The organism is Crateriforma conspicua (assembly GCF_007752935.1).
GTDB classification, from domain to species: domain Bacteria; phylum Planctomycetota; class Planctomycetia; order Pirellulales; family Pirellulaceae; genus Crateriforma; species Crateriforma conspicua.
Map to the genome: position 1 here is coordinate 6,412,697 of NZ_CP036319.1, position 22,782 is coordinate 6,435,478.

At 58.7% G+C, this 22,782-nt stretch carries 20 protein-coding genes; 7 read left to right on the forward strand and 13 right to left on the reverse strand.

What is annotated here, in order from left to right:
• Window positions 1-9 precede the first annotated feature (9 nt).
• Window positions 10-858, reverse strand: coding sequence for a methyltransferase domain-containing protein (locus Mal65_RS23445; protein ID WP_145303398.1), 849 nt, complete (start codon window positions 856-858; stop codon window positions 10-12).
• Complete coding sequence (locus Mal65_RS23450; protein ID WP_145303400.1) at window positions 855-1,775, reverse strand: glycine/sarcosine N-methyltransferase; 921 nt, start codon at window positions 1,773-1,775, stop codon at window positions 855-857. Before Mal65_RS23450 ends, Mal65_RS23445 begins: the two co-directional genes overlap by 4 nt.
• 305 nt (window positions 1,776-2,080) lie before the next feature.
• On the opposite strand from Mal65_RS23450, the gene Mal65_RS23455 reads away from it, so the two are divergent.
• Window positions 2,081-2,722: a MarR family winged helix-turn-helix transcriptional regulator gene (locus tag Mal65_RS23455; RefSeq protein WP_145303402.1), complete on the forward strand. Its 642-nt coding sequence runs from the start codon at window positions 2,081-2,083 to the stop codon at window positions 2,720-2,722.
• Between the two features lie 36 nt (window positions 2,723-2,758).
• Here Mal65_RS23455 and Mal65_RS23460 read toward each other — a convergent pair whose 3' ends face one another.
• Together Mal65_RS23460 and Mal65_RS23465 are read right to left on the reverse strand one after the other, a co-directional pair.
• Window positions 2,759-3,817 carry a Gfo/Idh/MocA family protein gene (locus Mal65_RS23460; protein WP_145303405.1) on the reverse strand — a complete coding sequence of 353 codons (1,059 nt, stop codon included), beginning with the start codon at window positions 3,815-3,817 and terminating at the stop codon, window positions 2,759-2,761.
• The gene (locus Mal65_RS23465; protein ID WP_196784397.1) at window positions 3,814-5,226 is read right to left on the reverse strand and encodes a Gfo/Idh/MocA family protein; all 1,413 of its coding nucleotides are present in this window, start codon (window positions 5,224-5,226) and stop codon (window positions 3,814-3,816) included. Before Mal65_RS23465 ends, Mal65_RS23460 begins: the two co-directional genes overlap by 4 nt.
• Window positions 5,227-5,422: 196 nt before the next feature.
• Here Mal65_RS23465 and Mal65_RS23470 point away from each other — a divergent pair, with 196 nt between their 5' ends.
• From Mal65_RS23470 to Mal65_RS23480, 3 genes are read left to right on the forward strand one after another with little or no spacing between them, the layout of a single operon-like run.
• Window positions 5,423-6,424, forward strand: coding sequence for a TauD/TfdA family dioxygenase (locus Mal65_RS23470; protein WP_231131230.1), 1,002 nt, complete (start codon window positions 5,423-5,425; stop codon window positions 6,422-6,424).
• Window positions 6,421-7,719, forward strand: a complete 1,299-nt coding sequence (locus tag Mal65_RS23475; RefSeq protein ID WP_145303410.1) for an MFS transporter — start codon at window positions 6,421-6,423, stop codon at window positions 7,717-7,719. The genes Mal65_RS23470 and Mal65_RS23475 overlap by 4 nt, the downstream gene beginning before the upstream one ends.
• A 7-nt stretch (window positions 7,720-7,726) precedes the next feature.
• Window positions 7,727-8,491: a sulfite exporter TauE/SafE family protein gene (locus Mal65_RS23480; RefSeq protein ID WP_145303413.1), complete on the forward strand. Its 765-nt coding sequence runs from the start codon at window positions 7,727-7,729 to the stop codon at window positions 8,489-8,491.
• Window positions 8,492-8,542: 51 nt separating this feature from the next.
• On the opposite strand, the gene Mal65_RS23485 is transcribed toward Mal65_RS23480, so the two are convergent.
• Window positions 8,543-9,511 carry an MDR/zinc-dependent alcohol dehydrogenase-like family protein gene (locus tag Mal65_RS23485; protein ID WP_165701489.1) on the reverse strand — a complete coding sequence of 323 codons (969 nt, stop codon included), beginning with the start codon at window positions 9,509-9,511 and terminating at the stop codon, window positions 8,543-8,545.
• Between the two features lie 285 nt (window positions 9,512-9,796).
• Between Mal65_RS23485 and Mal65_RS23490 the strand changes: the two genes are divergently transcribed.
• On the forward strand, window positions 9,797-10,972 hold the full coding sequence (locus tag Mal65_RS23490) for a Gfo/Idh/MocA family protein (RefSeq protein WP_145303418.1): 1,176 nt from the start codon (window positions 9,797-9,799) through the stop codon (window positions 10,970-10,972).
• A gap of 200 nt (window positions 10,973-11,172) precedes the next feature.
• Here Mal65_RS23490 and Mal65_RS23495 read toward each other — a convergent pair whose 3' ends face one another.
• The 7 genes from Mal65_RS23495 to Mal65_RS23520 form a co-directional block, all read right to left on the reverse strand.
• A complete protein-coding gene (locus tag Mal65_RS23495; protein ID WP_145303421.1) occupies window positions 11,173-11,631 on the reverse strand; it encodes a DUF420 domain-containing protein in 459 nt (152 codons plus the stop codon).
• A gap of 13 nt (window positions 11,632-11,644) precedes the next feature.
• Window positions 11,645-12,553: an SCO family protein gene (locus Mal65_RS23500; RefSeq protein ID WP_196784398.1), complete on the reverse strand. Its 909-nt coding sequence runs from the start codon at window positions 12,551-12,553 to the stop codon at window positions 11,645-11,647.
• Window positions 12,532-13,593 carry a protoheme IX farnesyltransferase gene (locus Mal65_RS23505; protein WP_196784399.1) on the reverse strand — a complete coding sequence of 354 codons (1,062 nt, stop codon included), beginning with the start codon at window positions 13,591-13,593 and terminating at the stop codon, window positions 12,532-12,534. The genes Mal65_RS23500 and Mal65_RS23505 overlap by 22 nt, the downstream gene beginning before the upstream one ends.
• 137 nt (window positions 13,594-13,730) lie before the next feature.
• Entirely contained in the window at window positions 13,731-14,798 is a 1,068-nt protein-coding gene (locus tag Mal65_RS23510) for a COX15/CtaA family protein (protein WP_145303424.1), read from the reverse strand.
• Between the two features lie 95 nt (window positions 14,799-14,893).
• A complete protein-coding gene (locus Mal65_RS26710) occupies window positions 14,894-15,067 on the reverse strand; it encodes a hypothetical protein (RefSeq protein ID WP_165701490.1) in 174 nt (57 codons plus the stop codon).
• Between the two features lie 117 nt (window positions 15,068-15,184).
• The gene (locus Mal65_RS23515; RefSeq protein ID WP_145303427.1) at window positions 15,185-16,594 is read right to left on the reverse strand and encodes a cytochrome c; all 1,410 of its coding nucleotides are present in this window, start codon (window positions 16,592-16,594) and stop codon (window positions 15,185-15,187) included.
• Window positions 16,595-16,727: 133 nt separating this feature from the next.
• Window positions 16,728-17,555, reverse strand: a complete 828-nt coding sequence (locus Mal65_RS23520) for a cupredoxin domain-containing protein (RefSeq protein ID WP_196784400.1) — start codon at window positions 17,553-17,555, stop codon at window positions 16,728-16,730.
• Between the two features lie 740 nt (window positions 17,556-18,295).
• Between Mal65_RS23520 and purD the strand changes: the two genes are divergently transcribed.
• Window positions 18,296-19,606, forward strand: coding sequence for a phosphoribosylamine--glycine ligase (gene purD, locus Mal65_RS23525; RefSeq protein WP_145305152.1), 1,311 nt, complete (start codon window positions 18,296-18,298; stop codon window positions 19,604-19,606).
• A gap of 59 nt (window positions 19,607-19,665) precedes the next feature.
• A complete protein-coding gene (gene dapB, locus Mal65_RS23530; protein WP_145303428.1) occupies window positions 19,666-20,472 on the forward strand; it encodes a 4-hydroxy-tetrahydrodipicolinate reductase in 807 nt (268 codons plus the stop codon).
• Between the two features lie 96 nt (window positions 20,473-20,568).
• On the opposite strand, the gene Mal65_RS23535 is transcribed toward dapB, so the two are convergent.
• Entirely contained in the window at window positions 20,569-22,677 is a 2,109-nt protein-coding gene (locus tag Mal65_RS23535) for an FAD-dependent oxidoreductase (RefSeq protein WP_145303431.1), read from the reverse strand.
• Window positions 22,678-22,782: the final 105 nt, after the last annotated feature.

Consider the following 22,782-nt stretch of genomic DNA (forward strand, 5'->3'; position numbering starts at 1 on the left):
GGCGGTGCTTCAGGATGAGACTGGTTTTTGAAACAGAAAGATGCCCCAGGCCAGATGGCCCGCTTTGCCGCCGTCAATCCAGTGCCGCAGACCCGCTTTCATTCGCGTCAGATAGTCGGGCGAAATGGACTCCTTCAAGCGTTCTCCTTCCGCCTCCGTAGTGGCAAGCACCCGTGCGTAGTGACGCGCCAACTGCTCGGTCATGGGCTGAAACCCCAGGTCGTTCCAGCCAAGGCTTTCGGCGGTCCGCTGATAAAACCCGGGTGACCCAAGATCCGTCAAATGAATCCGCGACAAAATCGGATCCAATACTCCTTCGGGACAGCCATCGGATTGCATCGGATCGGTCATCACAAACCGACCGTTGCACCGGAGCACTCGATCGACCTCCTGCAAAACCTTGACGCGATCACCGCTGTGCAAGATGGCGTCTTGCGACCAGACGACGTCCACACTGGCATCGTCCAGCGGAATCGCTTCAAAGCTTCCGTCGATGACTTCGATGCGATCCTGTAACCCCGCCTCGGCATTCATTTCGCGGTGCCGACGATTTTCGGCTTCGCTCAAATTCAGCCCGATCACTCGACAGCCGAATCGCTTGGCCAAGTAGCGTGCGGCGCCGCCGTAGCCACAACCGATATCCAAAACGACCGACGATTCATCCAGCGGACCGATGCGATCCGCCATCGCTTCCACCGTCCGTCGACTGGCGGTGCGGATCGGGTCGTCTTCGCTTTCGTACAAGCCGACGTGGATGTCTTCGCCACCCCAAACCTGTGCGTAAAACGCGTCCGCGTCGTCGCTGTTGTAATACTGGCGTGCCGTTTCGGTCGTCTGGCCGTAGGTGGTACCGCTCATCGTTGAACTCCTTCACCACCGGCGTCGGTGACGTCTTCGTCGTCGTAGTCGATGTGGCCCGCGTCGGCCGGTGCCCTCTGATCCTTGGGCAACAAGCTGTGGTAACACTTTTCCGCCACGTGAACAAAGAAATCAGGGTCTGCTTCGTGATACGTCTCCTGGAAATCCCCGTAGGTGTCCACACGCTGGAACCCGACCTGCCGCATCAGGTCGATCGTGTACTGCTTTCGCAGGGGGAACATATTCAGGTGGTACGTCGATCCGTCAGGGAACTGGTAGCAAAAACGGGCCAAACCTTCGTCCATGTGTTCGGGTCGGGCCGAAACTTGATCGCCACAATAGTAGTACTGATGCTTTGAATCGAAACCATGATCCAGGATGGAGTCATAGTTCCGCTGGTCGATCACCAGCACGCCGTCGTGCTTCAGGGCCGAGTAAAATTCCGCCAAGGCCTTGCGACGGTCGCGATCCGAAAACAGGTGCGTGAACGAATTTCCCAAACAGATCACGGCATCAAATCGCCCGGTCACGTCACGGTTCAACCATCGCCAATCGGCCTGGATGGTTCGCAGCACGTGGCCCCGCCGGCGGCCGTTTTCGAACGCTTTGGCCAGCATGTAGGGGCTGCCGTCGGCACTGACGACCTCAAAACCGGCTTCGATCAGCCGAACCGAGTGAAAACCGGTGCCGGTGGCCACATCCAGGACCTTCCGGACGCCGCGTTTACGCAGTTCCTCGATGAAAAAATTACCCTCCGATTCCATCCGCTGATCCCAATCGATCAGCTCGTCCCACTTCTCGACAAACCCCCGGACGTATTCGTCGGTGTACTTGTTGGTGTCGCGAATGGAGGTCGGATCGTCACCGTATTGTTGGGGATGGTAATCCAATAAGGAATTTTCGGTATCAGACGGCACAGGCACTCTCCCTCAGCTGTGAACAGGCAAACGGCCGGGCAGCGGCTCGGATGTCTTGGAAACCCAAGCGGGCCCAATCGCCACTGCAAAGTATTTTGATCTCAAAACTTTCGACTCAAAGCAACAGCAGCCTAAAGGATACGGCTCGAAAGGTACAACGCCCTTTCGGTTGACCGGCGATATTTGTCGTTCAGATCAGGCTCCACGCGCCGTTGACGCATCGCTTCGGGGGTTTTGCAATTTACAATTCCATTTGGCCATGACGTCGCCAATCGATCAGCCCACCGAGCCCCGTACCGCGTGCCTTGTCTTCACAGCCACAATCTTCCCCGCCCGTTGCGGCCGACCCAACGGCCGGCAACGAGGGTGCCCCCCATCGTCCGCCACCAACGCCCGCGGATCCGCTGAGCCTGGAAAACCAGATCGTCGCTTCGATTCGAAAGATCATCCGTGCCGTCGACTTGCATTCACGGCACCTTGTCGGCGGACACGGACTGACCGGACCGCAACTGGCCGTGTTGCAAGTGATCACCGGGCACGCGCCGATATCGCCCAGCGCGGTGGCGAAACAGGTCCACCTGAGCCAGGCCACCGTGACGGGGATCGTCCAGCGTTTGGAAAAAAGGCAACTGGTTGCTCGCCAGCCCAGTCAATCCGATCGACGATCGGTATTGATCACGCCCACCACCACGGGCCAGGATCTATTGGCGGCTTCCCCATCGTTGCTGCAGGACCGTTTCCGCGAAGCACTGTCGGGACTAGAACCCTGGGAACAAACACAGATGCTGGCGACACTGCAACGCATCGCCAGCCTGATGGACGCTGATGCCATCGACGCGGCGCCGCACCTGACGCCGGGTGACATCACGGTCGACGATTCGCGGGCGACACGCAGTGGTGAAGTCGAACGAACGTCGCAGGGTGACGGCGCGGAACCGACGTCCTGACGGATCCCCATCGGTCGGTGCCAATCGCAACTTACGTCAATCGCAACTTACTTGAACCTTCGCCGGAGCTCCCGTTTCAACCGATTCGGCCGCCGCCTGGCACATGGCAACCGACCAACGTCCGTCGATCCCGGTGCAATGCAGCGGCTTGTCTTGGACGATGGCCTGACACACCCGTTCGATCTGGTCTTCCAATTCGAACAATTCACCGGTCGGCTTGTCGATCGGAACCGTGAACACCTCATTGCCGTCAAAGGCTCGCAACTGAAACGTCGGGTGACGGGTGCGGTCCATCGCGCCGCTCCAAGACGCCCACAGCGCGCCCTTGGTCCCGGTAACTTTGACGGTTTGGTGATGTTCAAAAGCGGCCAACGTTTGACTGACCACGGCATACGGGCCGCCGTCAAATCGCATGATCGCGCTGAAGTTATCCTGCAGTTCGGGATGATCGACTTGCCGCGAACTGGCATTCGCGTAGATCGTCTGCGGATCGCCGGCGGATTGTAGGTACCAACGTGCCAAATCAAAAAAGTGGATGGGTTCTTCCAAGATCCAGTTGCCGACACGATTGATGTCATACCGCCAACCACCACTGCCCTGCCGATACGGATTGCGTGACAGTTCCACCAAGCAGTAACGGGGCTGGCCGATAAAGCCTTCGTCGATCATCGATTTGACTTCGCCCCACATCGACGACAGACGTAATTCATGCCCGACGCATAGCAAGCGATCTCGGCTTTCGGCCAATTCGATCATCGACGTGCACTGCAACACATCCAGCCCCATCGGCTTTTCCAACAACAGGTGTTTGCCGGATTCCAAAACAGCCGTCGCCACGTCCAAATGCAAGTCGCTGGGAACAACCACATCGACAACATCCAAATCCTCTCGAGATGCCAATTCGCGAAAATCGGTCGTGACCCAAGCATCCGGGTAAGCCGCCTGTGCCGCCTTGGCCGATGCTTCGCTGTGCGTGGCGATGGCGGCCAGCGATGCTTGACCACATTTGGTGATGGCGTCGGCATGGTGTTGGCCCCACGCGCCGAAGCCGACCAATCCGAATTTCACGGATGCGTCTTGGTTCTCTGCACTCATTGGATTTCAAATCCTTGTCGATACTCTCGGGTCATCAATTGGTTTGCAATGTCGTCGCCGATCACCCGCTCGGATTCCGCATCCCAGCGAATCGGACGGTCCAATCGAAGTGTCAAGTTGGCCAAATGACAGGTCGTCAGCGTTCGATGGTGCGATGAAAAATCGCTGATCGGTTGCCGGCGTGTCCGCATGCAATCAAAGAAGTTGGCCATGTGAGTCGTCGGCAAGCTTCCACCGTATAAGGACCTTAACGACGATTCGGCGATGGGTTTGTCGGCCAACTGATCCACCGGAATCCCTTCCAGTGTGCCGCGGTTCACAAAAAAACGCCCGGACTGGCCTTCGAACGTGATTCCGTTTCGCGAACTATCGATCACCATTTCTATACCGTCATCGAATTCGGCGGTCACCGAATAATCCACCGGCGTACTGTAGGTGTCGTCGCGACTGGGCATGCCACGCGAATCCAGCGTCTGGTTCCAGTCGGCCGTTCCGCGAATTGATACCGGTCCGCCACCTTCATGACCGATCGCCCACTGGGCGATGTCCACATGATGCGCTCCCCAATCGGAGATTTGACCTCCGGCATATTCGTACCAAAACCGAAACGTTCGGTGGCACCGTTGTTGAATGTACTTGGCCACCGGTGCAGGCCCCTGCCATGCATTCCAGTCCAACTTTGGTGGCACCGGTTCTGTGGCAAAAGGACCGCCGCGACGTCCCGAACCGATCCCACACTGAACACGTCGCACTTTACCGATTCGTCCGTCGCGAACCATTGCAATGGCGGTCAGAAATCTTGATTCGTATTCGCTGCGTTGCTGAGTGCCGACTTGGAACACTTGCCCCGTTTCGTCAATGACCTTTCGCAGCAACTTGCCTTCATCAATCGTCACCGTCACTGGTTTTTCGCAGTAGACGTCTTTACCGCTTCGCAATGCTTCGACCGCAATTTTGACATGCCAGTGGTCGGGCGTTCCGATCAATACGGCGTCGATGTCGTCACGGTCGATGATGCGTCGATAGTCGGCGATCGTCTCGGGACGCTGTTTTCCGACCCAACCGGTGACCGCATCACGGGCCACTCCGTCGACATCACACACGGCCACCAAATCCGCGTGTTTTTGAGCTTGCAGTGCGATTGCGATTCCACGTCCACGGCGTGGCTTGCCGTTACCGGCATCCGGCTGATACCCCACGCCGACAACCGCCACACGGGGACGATCATTCTTGTCTTGCGTCCCCAACGCGTGATCGCTTGGGTACGCGACGGTCGTCGCGCCGATCGCGGCAATCGATCGAGCAAGGAATACACGACGCGTCGACATTCGGCCTTTCATCATCGTCACCACGGGATCCTGAGTTTCTTTTGATGGATCGTCGACGTTACGTCCACACGAAGCGTGCATGGCAACGCCGTTTCCAAAATCGTAACGCCGACCAGGCCGCCCGTTGGGTCAACCAACCCAAAAAGTTCCGCTTGGCACGACCGGCTCTGCGACGTGTTAGACTGCGGGCCCCACCTGGTCGCAGCAGATTCGCGATCACGAATTGCCCCACCCGCCTTTCTCTCGCTTTGCAAGGGAGCCGTCATCGATGCCACCGATGAATGACTGCAAGCTGTTGGAACTCGACACACAGCAAACCTGGGACGACACACGTTTCCCGATCGCGTACGGCCCAGAAAATCCCGCGATGGATTTGAACGACACGGTCGCTTGGGTCGGCGAAAACCGCGAATCGCTGTTGCTGCAGTGCACCCGTCACGGTGCCGTCGCATTACGCGGATTCCCCACTGACACGGTCGAATCGTTTGATCAAGTCATTCGCGCCTTGGAGGTTGAAAACTTTCCGTACGAACGTTCGCTGTCCAACGCCGTTCGGATCAACCGAACTGAGCGAGTGTTTTCAGCCAACGAAGCACCGCCGGAGGTGCAGATCTTCTTCCATCACGAGATGGCACAAACGCCGCTGTACCCTCAATACATTTTCTTCTATTGCGAAATCGCGGCCGAACAAGGTGGTGCAACGCCACTGTGCCGCAGCGACGTGCTGTACGAAAAGCTGCAACAACGTTGTCCCGACTTTTGTGCCGCGTGCGAACGTCACGGTCTGCAATACACCAACGTCATGCCCGGCAGCGATGACCCGACATCGGGAATGGGACGCAGTTGGCAAAAAACCTTGGGCGTCGAAACGCGGGACGATGCAGAAGCACGATTGCGGACGCTCGGTTACAGCTTTCTCTGGCAGGACGACGGATGCTTGAAAGCCGTCACACCACCGTTGCCCGCGGTGATGGAAGTGTCCCCAGGACGCAAGACGTTCTTCAATCAATTGATCGCGGCATATTGCGGGTGGAAAGACGCCCGCAATGATCCATCCAAAGCCATTCGTTTTGGCGATGGATCACCGCTGGATGCCGACGCCGTTGCCGTCGCGATCGAACTGTCCGATGAACTGGCGTACGACCACGCTTGGCAACAAGGCGATGTCGTCTTGTTGGATAATCGTGTGGCGATGCACGCCCGGCGATCATTCGTGGGAACGCGAAAGGTCGTCGCTTCGCTGGCTGAAATGCAGACTCAGTCGCTGGTGACCGCGTGAGCGGCGTTGCCCCCGATACACCGGAAACCGACACCGGTCCGTGGTACCGCGGCGTGACGCGATACCAATGGTTGGTGCTGGCGATTGCTTGTGCGGGCTGGGTTTTCGACGTTTACGAAGGCCAGATTTTCAATCTGACCCGAAACGACCTGTTGGGCGATCTGCTGGAAAACCCCGAGGCTGGGCGACAGTTTTGGGGCGACGCCTTCCTGGCGATCTTTCTGGCGGGCGGAACCATTGGCGGATTGCTGTTCGGTTCGCTGGCCGATCGATACGGCCGCAGCCCGATCATGATCGTGACGATCCTGATGTATTCCCTGTTCAGCGGGCTGACGTACTTTGCCAACGACATCTACACCGTTGGCGTGTTGCGTTTCTTGGTCGCCCTGGGGATCGGTGGCGAATGGGCGGTCGCCGCCAGCCTGGTCAGCGAAGTGTTTCCCAAACGTGCCCGCGCCCAGGCATCAGGAATCTTCCACGCCAGCAGTATCCTTGGCACTTGGCTGGCCGCACTCGCGGCCATGTTGGTGGGAGTTCATTGGCGTTATGCATACTTACTGGGCGTTCTACCCGCGCTGTTGATCGTTTGGGTTCGGGCCAGTGTTAAAGAGCCCGAGCGCTGGCGGGCCCAGAAGAATTCCGAACACGCGAATCAACTTGGCAGCTTCAATACGCTATTGCTGGATCCTCGATGGGGCTCAGTCGCAATCCGTGGAATGTTGTTGGCTGCGGTGGGACTGGGAACATTCTGGGCGGTAACGGTTGCCGGCCAGGACTTGATGCGTGAATTGTTGTTGTCCAACGGTGTGGACGAAGACACCGCGGGCAGCCGAGCCAAGTTCGCCTATGGGATCGTTCAAGCGGCCGGTGGCGGCCTGGGATTGTTGTCGTTCGGTCCGCTGTGTGCCAAGTTCGGACGTAAACCGACCTTCATTGCGTTTCAAGCGTTGGCGCTATTGATCGTGCCGATCACCTGTTTTGTCCCGCAAACCTATTGGCAGCTGATCGTCTTGATGCCCATCTTCGGATTCTTGACACTGGGGATGCACAGCGGTTTTGCGATCTATTTCCCGGAATTGTTCCCGACCCGGATTCGCGCCACCGGTGCAAGCTTTTGTTTCAATGGTGGCCGCCTGATGGCTGTTCCGGTTTTGCTGTTAAGCGGTTGGCTGAAAGACCTGGACACGATCTCACTGCCGACCGCGGTGACGGTTTTGTCATCATTGTTCATTGTCGGAATTCTAATCATGTTAACGTTGCCCGAGACCCGACAACGTGATTTGATCGAAGACTAAACCGACCATGGATGACACCACCACGATGATTCTGATTGCGACCGTGGCCGCGATCGCAGGATTCGCCCACAGCGCGATCGGTTTCGGATTTGGAATCGTGTCGCTGTCCTTGTTGCCATTGATCGTGGATGTGCGTCAATCACACATCGTCGTTTCGACCGCAAGTGTTCCGGTCATTCTGATGGCCGCGTGGTCGTTTCGGCGTGGGTTGAATTGGCGAGACATTCGTCCGGCCGTTATCGGCGCGATCGTTTTTCTTCCCGTCGGTCTAGTGCTGTTTGAAATGATGCCGATGGGGTGGTTGGTGCGTGTGACGGGACTGGCAATCCTGCTGATGGTCCTGATGAATTACCGCAACCGGCACCGGAAAACCGACAGCGACACGGACGGACCGGGAATCGTCCCCGCGGAAGCAGCGACCACCTGGCCCTGTTTCATCGCCGGCGGACTGGGCGGCTTTCTGGCCGGAGCGGTCAGCATTGCAGGTCCGCCGATGGCCGCATTCGGATTGAAACAAGGCTGGCCAGCAGAACGATTCAAAGCGTTCATGAACTTTTACCTGTTGGTCGTCGCGATGTACAAAGTCGGCGGGATGGTGGTGCGAAACCTGATTGATCGCGAAGCTCTGACCCAGGCTTGCTGGCTGGCCCCCGCAGCGGTGATCGGAATCGTGGTCGGCGCCAAAGCCAGCCGTCACTTTTCCAGCCGCTGGACCGAGGCTTTGGTCACGACCAGCCTGCTGGCCATCGCGGTGTACTTCATCGTCGGCTGATCGACCAACCGACCAGTGATCGATTCGCCGCAACCATTGACGGTATACGAATCAATCGATGTTCCCGCCGCCGGCCGCAATCGAAAGCACCACTTTCATGTGTTTTCCATCGGCGGCGACGTCAAAAGCGTCTTGGCACTGATCCAGGCGATACCGTGCGGTGATCATCGAATCGACTTCGATTGCATCGTGACGCATCGCTTCGATGGCCGGTTCAAACGGCCCACACCGACTGCCCACAACCGTGATTTCATCAATCACCAGCGGAGCCAGTGACGCGGCATGAGGTGCCGCCACGGTTGTCTTTAGCACCAACGTTCCGCGAGGCCGCAGCCATTTCATCGCTGTGTCGATGCCGGTCGGGCTGCCACAGCATTCAACGGCCAAGTCGACATCACGCGTCTCGGGAACATCGTCCCGGTCGCAGGTTTCGATTCCCAATGATTCAAAACGTTGCCGCTTCGGCGCATGCTTTCCCACCACCGTCACATGACAGCCGTGATGACGCAAGACTTGCGCACACAGATAGGCCAAGCGGCCATCGCCGATCACGACACACTGCGGAGCGCCGGACAAATCGACCTGAGCCGGAATTTGAAAAGCGGCCGCCAGCGGTTCGACCAGCGTGGCACGGTCGTCGCTGACATCATCGGGAACCAAATGCAGATTTCGCTCCGGCACACAAACCTGTTCCGCGAACGCGCCGTCATGGTTCAAGATGCCCAAGACCGATCGGTGGGGACAATGTGTCGGCCGGCCCGCCCGACAGGTCGGGCATTGGTGGCAACTGCAATTGATTTCTCCTACCACGCGACGACCGGCAAAGGAACCCTCGCGGGCCAGCCCGACAAACTCATGACCGGGCACGCCGCGAAACCCCATGTACCCGGCCCGAAGCTGAAGATCGGTTTCGCAGATCCCCGCCTGGATGACGTCAACGACCACTTCCCCCTGCCCCGGGTCCACCTGGTGGTCATCGATGGCGGTGATTCGACCGTCGTCTAGGTACAAAGCCTGCATGGCAGGATCGTCGATGGGTGGGAAACGAGCGGGACGCCGAAACAGAACACGAATCAGGGCCAGCGGATTGTAGCACGTGACGATTTGTATCATCCGAACCCGGCGGGGCCCCAACTTGTGAACGCCCTGCCGGGGGCATAAAACATGCCCTACGAGCCGCGATACCGTTGCACAAGGCGGCGGTGAACGCCAGCGGTCGATGGCCGCATGCTAGAGAATCGGTCCTTGACCCGCGGTATGGTTCCCCAACCGAACTTTTCCCTTTCTTCAAGAGAGAGCAACCTAATGTCTCAACGGCCATTGAATGTTGGAATGATCGGCGGCGGTGGCGGCGCCTTTATCGTCCAGCCTCACCAGCGTTCGATTCACTTTGACGGAACCCGCCGGGTGACCTGTGCTGCACTGCACCCCGATCCCAAGGTGGCCAAACAGGAAGCGGAAGCTTGGGAATACCCGCTGGTCGGATACGAAAGTTACGACCAGATGATCGAAGAAGAGTCCAAGAAGCCGGTCGGCGAACGGATCGATTATGCCCTGATCGTCACGCCGAACCATGTCCACTTTGATCCCGCCATCAAGTGCGTCAAAGCCGGCATCCCGGTCTTTTGCGAAAAGCCGTTGACGCTGAATTTGGACGAAGCCAAACAGCTGGTCGCGGCCGTCGAAGAACACAAGGTCCCGTTCTGTGTTTCGCACACTTACCTGGGTCACTGGACCAGCCGTTTCGCACGCTTCATCGTCACCAGCGGCTTGATCGGCGACGTCCGCTTCGTGGATTCGCGTTACCTGCAGGGCTGGTTGGCCGAACGCACCGAAGACACCGGTTCGGTCCAGGCCGAATGGCGTGTGGACCCCAAGAAGTCCGGTGCCAGCCTGTGCGGCGGCGACATCGGAACCCACGCTCTGATGCAACTGCGTTACGTCACCGGTCTGGATGTCACCCGAGTCCAGGCCAACTTGGAAACGTTCGTTCAGGGCCGCGTTTTGGACGATCACTTCACGACCTATTGCGAACTGTCCAACGGCGGCAAGGCGCTTGTTCGTGCGACCCAGATCGCGATCGGTCACAAGAACGACCTGGGCATTGAAGTCAACGGATCCAAGGGAACGCTTTCTTGGCGACAAGAATTCCCCGAAGAACTGACGATCTGCCTGCCCGGTCAACCGGACCGCACCTACTTCCGCGCCAGCGTGACCGCCAACGATGGCTTCTTGGGCGACCTGCCGGAAGACTTGATGGCCGAGCCGAACATTCCCGCCGGTCACCCCGAAGCATTCCACGACGCGTTCGCGCGTTTGCACCGCTGTTTCGAACAAGACGTCCGCGCGTACAACGATGGCAAACCATTCGATTGCGACGGCAGCAAGTACGCCAACGTCTATGACGGATTGATTGGCATGCAGTTCATCGATGCCGCCGTCCGCAGCAATCAAGAAAACGGTGCCTGGGTCGATATGTAATTCCCATCGCACCAACGCCGCGCGACGGATCGTGGTCAACCATCGATCGCAACGCCGAGATTTCCAATTCCGGAATCTCGGCGTTCTTCATGCGCCATCATCGCATTCAGTGGACGGCGTGGGGTTTAGGCATAGGCTATCAATCGCCAACGATGCCAGGCATTGATTCAGCATTTCAACCCACTGCAACCAACCGGCCGCTAGGCGGGGAACCACTGATACAGCATCAGGTAAACCAACACGCCGGTCACCGACACATACATCCAAATGGGATAGGCGTAGCGAACCAGACGTTTGTGCGCCACGATGCGACGCTTGTAAGCCAGGTAAACCGCACGCAGTGCCAGCACCGGAACGGCCATCGCCAACAACAGGTGTGGAATCAGGATCGCAAAGTAAGCGATGCGTGCGGCCGGCGGCGCATCGGCCGGAAACTTCTTATTCGGTTCACCCGTGGTGACCTGAAGAGCGACTTTATGCAGCAGATACGCGGCCAAAAAGAGTCCGCTGACCACCACGGCGGCGATCATCAAATTGCGATGCTTCCGCCACTGTTTCTGTTTGATTTTGACCAGCCCGGCGACCAACAACCCGATGGCACAAAGATTCAACGCTGCGGTCACATGGGGCAAATTGGCCGCTAAAAATTCCCACGACATACTTGGCGGATCCTTAGGTCTGATCGTCCAGCATTCCACGAATGCTTTCTTTTAACTTGTCCATCTGCCGCGGTTCTGGCCAACTGTAGAAACCTTCGATTTCCCCAGCGGCATCGACCAGGGCAAATCGTTCGGTATGGAACTGTTTGTCGACCGGCTGGCGAAAGATCTCCGCGCCCACACGGCGGATGTAATCCAAGTCCCCGGTCATGAACAACCACTGGTCTTTGTCGGCACCGAACCGGGTGGCGTATTCACGCAAAACTTCCGGTGTATCAGTTTCGGGGTCGACGCTGATGGCAACAAAACGCACGCCCTGCCCTTCGAATTCGTCCTGCAATTCGCGCAGCTTTTGATTTTGGCTGACACAAATGCTGGGACACGTGCTGTAGAAAAAGCTGACCACATACGGCCGCCCCTTCAGGTCTTCGCTGCTGACTTTCCGGCCGCTGCGTTCGATCAGTTCAAACCGGCTAAGCCAAGCTTCGTCTTCCGGCGGCTTGCTTGGTTCGTCGTTGCGTGTCGCGTCCACATCCAACGGTTGGTCATTGGTGAAGACGACCGCACCTTCGGGAACTTCATTCGGGGCGTTTTGACGCGAAGCGCGAAGGACCAGGCCGGCAATCAAACCGGCAGCCAAAATAAAGACGATGTTCAGTGCAACTTTCATGTTCGCTTTGTCCGATTCGAAGGATTCATGATTGCTGACCTGATGAATGAATTCCGCTATCGATCTTCCGCCGCGTGTTTTGCTGTGGATGGATCGCGTTGGCGATTTATCGATCACCGGCGGATGCAACACCCGCTGTTCCGCACAAGCGACATACCGGCCGTGCATGCTTTCGCGACGATCGGTCGTGACAGGCGACGCCGGCTTTGCGACGTCGTTGCCATCAAGGTTCAGGCCGACGCCAGTATGCACACGGTGGTGACCAGCAAAACGGCGGGCAAGGTCAGCAAGGATGACCGCAACATTGTGCGGCTGATGTCGTCGGCCGGACATGCGGCAAATCGACAGGACGCTTTCCAAAGCGGCCAGCACGCTGCCAAAACAGCCAGCGCCCCGGCGATATTCCACCACACCAGACCGCCCTGCAGACACAAGACCAATCCACAACCGGCGATGGCCAACGTCCCGATCAAACTTTGGATCGCAGCCGAACGGCCCGTCGGGTCGGATCCGGTCGTCATACAGAATCCCGCCTCCTTGTACTGACGACGATACAGCCAAGCGATCGACATGAAGTGCGGGTATTGCCAGGCCGCCAAAACGCCGAACAGCAACCATGGCGTCGGATCCGCCAAGCGTCCCCCCGCGGCCGTGAACCCCATCAACACGGGCAACGCTCCGGCAACGGCGCCCACGGTCGTGTTCCATGCGGTCCGCGTTTTCATTGGCGTGTAAACCAACACGTACAACGCCCACGTTGCGATCCCCACGATGGCCGGCGCCGCGCCGAACATCGCCCACAACAGGACGGTACCGCCCAGGCCCCAGAACAGGGCCCAGCCGATCGCGGCAGCCGCCGACATCCGACCGGCGGGCAACGGCCGACCGGACGTGCGGACCATGCGGCGGTCGATTACCCGTTCCCAAATTTGGTTGGCCGCACCGGCACTGGCGGCAACACCGCCGGTCCCGATCAACAGCCACAGCATTGCGACCACCGACAAACCGCCGGTTCCCTCGGGACGCAAAGCCGCACCGATCATCGCTGTCGCGACCGTGGTCACCAGAATCATGGTCACGATCCGAGGCTTGGAAAGAACTAAGACGTCCGACCAAAAACCCGCGTCCGATTGACGACGAGGCACTGCAGCGTCCCGACAGTCGGCCGGGTCCACGGACGAGGGCACCGCGTGGCCCAGACCGCCGGGCTGCAGAGGCTGCTCCGATTCGGCCGACCAAGATGACGGATCCGCCGACTTGGCGGTTTCGGCAATCAGCATCGCGTTGGACAAGGGCTTGTTCGTCGGTAAGGAGGGTGAACCGGCGTCGATGGCCACAGATGATCGACAGACTGGATGAACGGGCGAGACATCGGCCATGGGCCGGCCCAACCCGCCAGGGTGTTTACCGCAAATCCGCGTCAAAGGCATCAGACGGCCGCGGCGACCGACGTCTGCGGCTTCGTCGCATCGACCGGCACGGCCACGCCACGATCCGAAACCGCCGCCTCGGCGTGCCGGCAACGCAAGACCATCAACGACAACGATACGGCCAGGGCCAAAATCAACGACCCGATGGCCACGTGCCCGGTCACAATCCAGGATTCAACGAACCCTTTGGCGCGAACCAGAAACCCATCGGCTCCCGGCATCCATCGTAGGAACGACGGAAAACCGTAGTTAACGACCCAGGTGCCTAAGCCCAAAACGATCTGCAGTGCGACAAAGATTACCAAAGCCGACGCCAGACGCGAGAGCGTCAAATCGCCGCACCCCCTAATCAGAGGCCAAAGCAGGGCCGCGAAAACCAAAATTCCCAAGGCGATCAACATGTGGGCGACCGCCAGGGCGGCAAACCCGTCCGGCGAAGCCCCCGGCTGGGCGTGACGCAACATCGCCCCCAAGACAAGTTGGCCATAGCTGGCCACCGCCAACACCCCGGCAGCCGCCACCGTCAACCGTCCGGGCCGTCGTGTTTGCTCTGCCTCACTGATTTCGCCGCTCGCTTGGCGACGCCACCACCGGCTGCTGCCGACAACCGCGGCGGCCGCCAACGCAAAAAAGGCCGGGCCGACACAGCCGTGAATCATCGCCAAAACCTGGTCGCTCATCACAACCCGCAAACCGCCCAAGACTCCCTGTGCGATTACGGCGATCAAAATGGCGAAGCACAACATGACGAACCAAAAGCGGTCTTCTTTCCGCCAAGCGGCCCACAACAACGCGATCGCCACCAATCCCACCACACTGCCCAGCAACCGGTGCCCGTGTTCGACCATGATGTCGAAAGGCCCCGACAGCCAAGTCGAAAGCGGATAAAGAAACAGGTTGTAGCCGTAGGTCCCCGGCCAATCCGGTACCGACATACCGGCGTCGTAGGTGGTGACCAATCCGCCGATCCAAATCAACGGCCAGGCCAAAGCGATCAACAGCCAAGCCAATCGCCGGACGATCCGGGTGGATTCAACGGGATCGGTTTGTTTCAGGCTGTCGGTCATCGTTTCAACAAAGTCGTCGGTGCAAAGCGATCCGGCGGAATCGACGCCTTCGGACGTCCCACCGCCCGTTTCGCCGTCGACACCGTTTCGCGTCGTTAAGTTTTTCGTCGGTCAAAAAAAATTTCGCCCGTGATGCCTCCCAGCACACAGCCGCCGGCTCCGAAAATCGCTCCGGCGACCAAGCCGTCTTGGCCTAACAGGAACATCAAACCGATGCCCAGGGCCAAACCCAACAGTGCGCCCACGGTGCGGTAATTGTCTCGGCTCAATTGGTGATCTCCGTCGCCAGTCAATTCGGCTCGTTGCGGACAAACAATCTTGGGGACCCTTTCAGATCGTCAGGATTCTCAATCCGCCGCCGCCGTCAACAGGCGGTCAATTCAGGTTCAGCCGGCCGGTGGGATATCAACGGACGAATTCGCGATACCCGATGGCACCGCATTCGATTCATGCGGTGCACCCGCGTTCCATGCCAGCGGCCCCATTTTATCGCCCCCGGGATCCGACGCGGCGGCCGTATCGGCCGGTGCCGCCCCCTGTCCCAGCGACTGGACGTATGCGACCAGTGCCCAGATTTGACGCGGGCTCAGCGACGTGCCATCGCCCTGTTCGGAAATCATGACCGCCGGCATCGGGGAACCGGCGATCCCTTGCGAAATGATTCGATAGATAGCTTCGGGCGTCCCGGCCCCGCGATAAACGCCGTCGGACAACCGGCGTGGCAGCACCGGACGCGGTGGCAAGGCTCCCAGTGCACGCACCGGCGCCAACGCCTGGGTATCGTCGGGACTGATGCCGATCCGCGACGTGTATTCTTTTGTCCAATCGTCATAGTCCAGGGTCGGCACGTCCGCACGTCCGCCTTTGCCGTGACAGCCCACACAGTTGGCATAGACGCCTTCGTAAACATCGCGTCCCATCGCCACCGCTTCGTCGGACCACTGGAATTTCTTCGCGTCCGCGGCGCCCACCTGCAACAAGTCCTGTGGCACTTGGGGCACATCGACCACTTCGTCGGACGCGTCCCGCCATTGGCCGACGACGTCATCCAGAACGTCGGCGATGACATCGGCCGCTTCGGTGCCACGTCCGCCTTCGCTTTCAAAGACCATCGCCAGATTCAGATCGTCCTCCGGCGGCGTGTCTTCGTACCCCAATTCGTCCACCGCGACGGCCATCAATTCACGTTCCGTCTCCCCGCGAACCGACAGGTAAATCGTGTAGTCGACCAGCGTTTGCCGTTGCTCAAGACTGAGAATTCGGTAGGACGGCATCGACGTCCCGGGGATACCTCGCTTCAACAAATCCAGCAGATCCTCGCGCGTCGGCTTGGACCGCCGCTCGGTCGATTTCCATTTGAAAACACCACGCCGAAAATCGCGTGGATAGGGATTCTGATACAGCGATGCGGGCCCATTGCCGCTGCCCGACACGCCGTGACAAATCACACAATGTTCGCGATACAGCCCGCGGTGCTGGTCGGCCTGGTCGCTGCTGATTTTGCCGATCGCCAGTTCCAGGTTGTCCACATCGCGAAGAATCGACGATTGTTCATCGTCCAGCCAATCCGACGGCCAGCGTGGTTCCAGCGGCGTCCCGAACAATTCGGTGATCACCGATTGAACATGTTCGGCCGCGACATCTGCGGGGATGTCCCGCGTTTTTTCCAGCGACAACGCGTACAGAAGATTGGGATCGAACTGGTCGACCGTCTTTTCGCAACCGACCCAAGCCGCGACCGACAAAGCGGCGGCTAAACAGATCAAGATCGGGCGACGAGAATAACGAAACGTCATGGCGGGAAAGGCAGAAGAATTTCGCAGGGTTGGGATCACCCATTGAACCGCCAAGCGGCGTCTTTGCAAACGCCGCGTATCGTCGCATGCCGCGGAAAACCGGCGGCTTCGGTTCAAAAATTGCCGCTGCGAATCACTCGCCCGACAGTGCGTCGGCCGGGACCGTCACGGTGCCCATGTCGTTCATGCCGGGTTCGATTTCGACTTCGAATCGCGAACGACGCCATGATTCGGACTTGCCATCGATCGTGACTTCATCGATTCGGCCCGCTTCGTGAAAGATGCGGAACGTCAGTTCTTCGCCGGCCGGCAAGCCTTCGATTTCGATCATTCCGTCTTCATCGCTGACCGCAGCGAACGGATGCTCCAAGACAACCACATAGGCCTTCATCCAAGGGTGGATGTTGCATTCGACGGGAATCGGTGCCGGTTCGGCTTCGACCAAATCCACCGACTTCTCTTGGCCGGTCGGGATGGTGAAGTTCTGGGGATCGTTACGCAGGAAGTTCAAGTTCGCGTTGTGGCCGACCGGATCGGGGTTGGTGACCGTCAATTCGTCGCCGGTTTGCGCAATGATGTACCGAGGTTCGAAACGGCAGTTTTCGTTGGCCAACACGTGATTCGCACCTGCGGGCTCGGTTTCCGGCAAATCGGGAGTCCCACGACCGGTGTACACGTACACCACCGCGTTCTTGATGCCTTTGTTGGTCGGATTGACGATCAGCGCCTCATTGGTCAGTCCGTGTTTGCCACAGAACTGGACGTCCTTGTTGACGTCGATCGGCGCCGGTTTGACCGGGTCACCGCCATAGACCAATTGCATCCGCAGGGTCCCGGTTTCGGCCCTGAGGGCACTGACGTTCGACAGACAGGCGGCTGCGGCAAGCAACGCGGGCAGGCAAAAGGATGTCGCGATCTTCAAAGCTGAATTCTCCACTGACGGGAAAAACGGTTGGGTCATTGGAAGGTGTCGTTTCGTCAATCCGGACGGGCACTGAACGTGGCCAGGACACGACACGTTAATCGATAATGTTCAATCAAGGGTGATGTACGGCGGCCGATCTCCGCGGTGATGCTTTTCCGCCCATGCTCTGGCCAGGCCCACGCGAACCGATCAGCCCCTGCGGATGACAGCAATATAAATGCCGTCGGGTGGATGTGACGGTCATGCAACACGCCCAAGTCCACCAAGCAATCGCTGCGGTGGAAAACAGCGAATCAAAAAAAGCAGTCCCGCCGGCAAACAAGCTCCGGCGGGGACTGCCTTGATCAGAAAAAAGAGTGGGGTGACTGGCGACCAGACCGCAAATCGGGCGGGATCCACGAACCGGGCCGTGGACGAGTTTGCGGGACTTAGGAAGTCGCCTGTCGGCTGGAGCGGTCGATTATACGCCATAAAGGCCGTTTGTCCAGCATTCTCTTGAAAGCTTCACATGCACCCCCTGCTGCCCCCCAATGGAAAGCCCCGGTTCGACCCCTCGTTTCCAGGTACGCTTCAAAAGCGGCGGCGTGTTCGACCAGGCGGGGAACGGTTAAGCTGCCCGATTCGTCGGCCCAGGCATCGGTATTTCGCCGATCCGCCGCGTGCGCCGTTTTTTGCGTTCGGGAGGCTCACGCCTCACCGGTGATGGCTGTCCATTTCACCGGCCAGAACCGGGCCATGATCGACACCCTTCGGTCCACCCCCAGAAAAGAAATTCAATCAGTCAAATGAAAGTATTGGTCGTCGGCGGCGGTGGCCGTGAACACGCTTTGGCTTGGAAGATCGGTCAAAGCCCCCGAGTCGAAACCGTTTACGTCGCCCCCGGCAACGCGGGAACAGCCATCGACGCGGTCAACGTCCCGATCGGGGCCACGGACATTCCCGCGTTGATCGACTTCGCGAAATCAGAATCCATCGACCTGACCGTCGTCGGCCCCGAAGCTCCCCTGGTCGCCGGCATTGTCGACCAAATGAACGACGCCGGCTTGCGCGTGTTCGGTCCGTCGGCCGCGGCTGCCGAATTGGAAGGCAGCAAAGTCTTCTGCAAAAACTTGCTGCACTCGGCCGACATCCCAACCGCGGACTATCGAACGTTTCGCGATGCCGGCGACGCAACGCGTTACATCAAAGATCGCTACAGCGAACCCGGTGATTCGGTCAGTGTCGTTGTCAAAGCGGACGGCTTGGCCGCCGGCAAAGGCGTCATCGTTTGCAGCACCCGCGACGAAGCTCTGGAGGCCATCGATCGAATCGCCGGCCGACGCGAATTCGGTGAAGCGGGTAAAGAGTTGATCATCGAGGAACGTTTGACCGGCCAAGAAGCCAGCGTGCTAGCGATCACCGACGGGGAAACCATCGTCACCCTGCCGGCCGCCCAAGACCACAAGCCGGCACACGACGGCGACACCGGTCCGAACACCGGCGGCATGGGCGCGTACTGCCCTACCCCGATCGTTGACGAAGCATTGATGGCCAAAGTCGAATCGGATGTGTTGGTGCCGATCGTTCACGCGATGAAGCGTGCCCGACGTCCTTTCAAAGGCGTGCTTTATGCCGGATTGATGCTGACGCCGGCCGGCCCCAAAGTCTTGGAATTCAATGTCCGTTTCGGCGATCCGGAATGCCAGCCGCTGTTGATGCGTTTGCAAAGTGACTTGGTCGACGTGATCGAAGCCGCCGTGGACGGACGGCTGGGTGAAATCGAGGATCTGAAGTGGGACCCGCGTCCGAGCATCTGCGTCGTCATGGCCAGCGAAGGCTATCCGGGCGACTATGAAAAAGGGCGTCCTATATCCGGTCTGGAACAGGCCGCTGAACTGGAAGACGTGAAAGTCTTCCACGCCGGCACCGACGTCGCCGACGGCCAAGTCGTCAACACCGGTGGACGTGTCTTGGGCGTGACCGCGGTCGGTGATTCGATCAGCAAAGCGAAACTGCAAGCCTACACCGCGGTCAAACACATTCGCTGGCAAGGCGCTTGGTGCCGCAAAGACATCAGCGACAAAGCCCTTCGTCACAGCGATGCCTGATTGCCCCGGCATGCACCAAGTCAATATTCCCTCATTCGTAAACGATTCTTTCGACGCATATGACTGAACCGATCCGAGTCGCCGTCCATGGCGCTGCCGGCCGCATGGGCCGCCGTGTTGTCGCCCTTGCCGCACAAGATCCCAATTTCGAAATTGTCGCCGCCATCGAACACGCTGACTGCAGCGACCTCGGTCACGATGCCGGCCTGCTTGCCGGCATCCCCGCGGTGGACGTTCCCGTCGCCAGCCAGTGGCCCGGGTTCGCCGATGCCGTGATCGATTTTTCATTGCCCTCGGCCGTCGACGGCGTGATCGCCAATTGCATCGCAGCCAAGATCCCGCTGGTCATGGCCACCACCGGGCTGTCGACCGAGCAAAAGAATCAATTGGCCGAAGCAGCCAAATCGCTGCCGATCGTTTGGGCGCCCAGCATGTCGTTGGCCGTTAACTTGACCATGAAATTGGCCCAACAGGTGGCCGCCACATTGAAGGATGTTCCCGGCGGTATGGATGTCGAAATCCTGGAACGTCACCACCGCTACAAAGCCGATGCGCCCAGCGGCACCGCCCTGCGATTCGGCGAACTGATCGCCCAGCAACTGGGCGACGACATTCGCCACGTTCATGGCCGAGAAGGTGAAACCGGTCAGCGATCGCGAAACGAAATCGGTTACCACGCCATTCGCGTCGGCGACAATCCCGGTGAACACACCATTGTGTTCGGAATGCTGGGCGAAAAAATCGAGCTCAACGTCGGTGCCAGCAACCGCGACTGTTACGCATCGGGTGCGCTGACCGCCGCCAAGTTTTTGAAGGATCGCCAGCCCGGCCTGTACAGCATGTTCGACGTGCTGGGCCTGTCTTGATCAGGGCCTGTCTTGATCTGATTTTGACGAAGGTCGCCGCCCAACGGTCGCTAGGCACTATTTTCTGGTTCTCAAGGCCGGACCGTACGATTCCGTTTACCGCACGCGGTCCGTTTCGACAGGCACCCACTGAACCGCGTCAGCGATCACATAACCATCGGCGTCGGCGTTTCGAATCTCAACGGTTCCCCGCACGCCAAACTCAAAGTCACCCAACGACACTTTGCCGCCGGATTTCGCATCGCGTTGGTTGATGCGTTGCGTGTGCCGCTTGCCGTCGACATCCAAGACGGTCACCGACACGTTGCTGGCCCGATTGGGATGGACGGGCCACAACAAATTCACGCGATACCGGCCGGCTTGCCCCAGGTCGGCACGATAAATGGCCACGCAGTCGTCATTGGCGGATGCGTTGTCGTGCAGATAGTCATCACCGACTCGGCCCGACGATGACGAACTGGACACCCAGCTTCCTTTGGTCTCGGCCCGCCGGTTATCCACGACGGTCCCCGACAACGTTTGGGCATCAATCCCCGGCCTTGGTTTGGCACCGACATGGACCAAGACTTGGTTGTCCTGAACCAGTCGCTTGGCCAAACGTGAATAGTCGACGTTTTGGACTGCCACACCGTCATCGATGGCCTGACATGCCGCCGTCGCGGCCGACTGTCCCAAGACCATGAAGACCGGTTCCATTCGAATCGAACCAAAGGCAATGTGCGACGCGGACAAACAAACTGGCACCAACAGGTTGGAAACCTCATCGGGCTTGGGCACCAATGACCGATAGCTGATTCCATAAGGCGGAAAACCGCCCACCTGAACGTCTCCTTCGTTTCGCACGTGTCCCTGGGAATCGACGTACCGCTGTTGGTTGTGTGAATCCATCGTGTAGGCGGCCAACCCCACGGGATCCTCCACTTGCCGGCCTTGGCAGTTTTTCTGTGTCATGACGTAGTGGCCCACCAACCGGCGGGCTTCGCGAATATACAACTGGTCCTGCCAACCCTTACCTTCCTGGAATTCATCTTTGCACATCCCCCAACGCGACACTTCACGACGAACGTGTTCGGGCACCCGTGGATGGTTGGCAAGCGTCCACATCAATCCCTGCTGATACAGACGATGTTGCGCGATGATCTTTTCGCGCTGCTGGTAGTTGGCTTCGGGATAGTCATCGTTTTGACCAATGAAGTCGGTGGAAAACCCCAATCGGTTGTTGGTGTCCGTCTTTCGATTTGGCATCGGTGAATTGATCCAAGGCACGCCGTCTTCGCCCGCCTCAAAGTTACGCAGCAGCAACTCGTACCACTGCGGTTGATAGCCTTCCGGCTTGTGAAAGGGGATTCGATTTTCCGGGTGATCGGTCAAACACATCCGAAAGCAATAAGCTTGCACGCGATGATCCGCACCTCCTTCCGTTCCCGGTCCCTGGGGATCGATGTGTGGCAACAGACCACTGTCGGGGTTTCCGGGAACCACATAAGGGTCGATCCCTGGACGCAATTGGTGATGGCGTGCCATCGCGGTTTGCACACCGTTCAGGGTTTCTCCGTACTGATCATTGGATTCACGACCGACCGTGTAACTGACACCGGCGGCCGCCATCAGATCGCCTTCATAGGTTGCATCGATGAACATCTTGGCCCGATAGGTTTCGCCCGATTCCATGCGAATCGCGATGATCTGGGCCGGCAGGCTGCGCGTCGTGATCACGAACGACCGATCCAAACGCCGTCCATAGTCGATGCGAATTTTGTCGCGATCGATCCAGCTTTGATAAACCGACAAGGCCACACCGGGTTCGAAGGTCCACATTGCAGACTCTCCCGCCGCGGTCTTCGATTGACCGCCACTGCGATACTCATCGCGCTGCTGCCATTTCCATGCCGAGGGTTCTTGGTAATGCGCTGCGATGTCTTCATAGAACTCGCGTGCGATTCCACCAATCGCTGCCTTGTTGCCGATGTCGGTTTGCCCCAGCCCACCGGTCGTCAATCCACCGACGCGTCGACCGGGTTCAATCACGATGACGGACTTTCCCATACGCTGGGCCTGGACCGCCGCGGCAATCCCGCCGGAGGTGCCGCCGTAGACAACCAAATCGACCGGTTCGGGATCTTCGGCTCGCGCGATCACCGACGAAGCAATGACCAGACATCCCAAACAGATCCATCCTAGACACGGCTGTGAATTCAATCTCATCGAACAATCCTGACCCTGTAAAAACGAGTGCCGACCAACCAGCACATCATTCATGCGTGTTCACACGCTCGAAAGCCTGTAACGAACAACGGCACCGACATTCGT

Excerpts from the sequence above, each read along its gene's own strand:
- Mal65_RS23445 (WP_145303398.1), bottom strand. The coding sequence starts at position 858 with ATGAGCGGTACCACCTACGGCCAGACGACCGAAACGGCACGCCAGTAT.
- Mal65_RS23460 (WP_145303405.1), bottom strand. The coding sequence starts at position 3,817 with ATGAGTGCAGAGAACCAAGACGCATCCGTGAAATTCGGATTGGTCGGC.
- Mal65_RS23465 (WP_196784397.1), bottom strand. The coding sequence starts at position 5,226 with ATGCACGCTTCGTGTGGACGTAACGTCGACGATCCATCAAAAGAAACT.
- Mal65_RS23470 (WP_231131230.1), top strand. The coding sequence starts at position 5,423 with ATGAATGACTGCAAGCTGTTGGAACTCGACACACAGCAAACCTGGGAC.
- Mal65_RS23480 (WP_145303413.1), top strand. The coding sequence starts at position 7,727 with ATGGATGACACCACCACGATGATTCTGATTGCGACCGTGGCCGCGATC.
- Mal65_RS23485 (WP_165701489.1), bottom strand. The coding sequence starts at position 9,511 with ATGCAGGCTTTGTACCTAGACGACGGTCGAATCACCGCCATCGATGAC.
- Mal65_RS23490 (WP_145303418.1), top strand. The coding sequence starts at position 9,797 with ATGTCTCAACGGCCATTGAATGTTGGAATGATCGGCGGCGGTGGCGGC.
- Mal65_RS23495 (WP_145303421.1), bottom strand. The coding sequence starts at position 11,631 with ATGTCGTGGGAATTTTTAGCGGCCAATTTGCCCCATGTGACCGCAGCG.
- Mal65_RS23510 (WP_145303424.1), bottom strand. The coding sequence starts at position 14,798 with ATGACCGACAGCCTGAAACAAACCGATCCCGTTGAATCCACCCGGATC.
- Mal65_RS23515 (WP_145303427.1), bottom strand. The coding sequence starts at position 16,594 with ATGACGTTTCGTTATTCTCGTCGCCCGATCTTGATCTGTTTAGCCGCC.
- Mal65_RS23520 (WP_196784400.1), bottom strand. The coding sequence starts at position 17,555 with ATGACCCAACCGTTTTTCCCGTCAGTGGAGAATTCAGCTTTGAAGATC.
- dapB (WP_145303428.1), top strand. The coding sequence starts at position 19,666 with ATGACTGAACCGATCCGAGTCGCCGTCCATGGCGCTGCCGGCCGCATG.
- Mal65_RS23535 (WP_145303431.1), bottom strand. The coding sequence starts at position 22,677 with ATGAGATTGAATTCACAGCCGTGTCTAGGATGGATCTGTTTGGGATGT.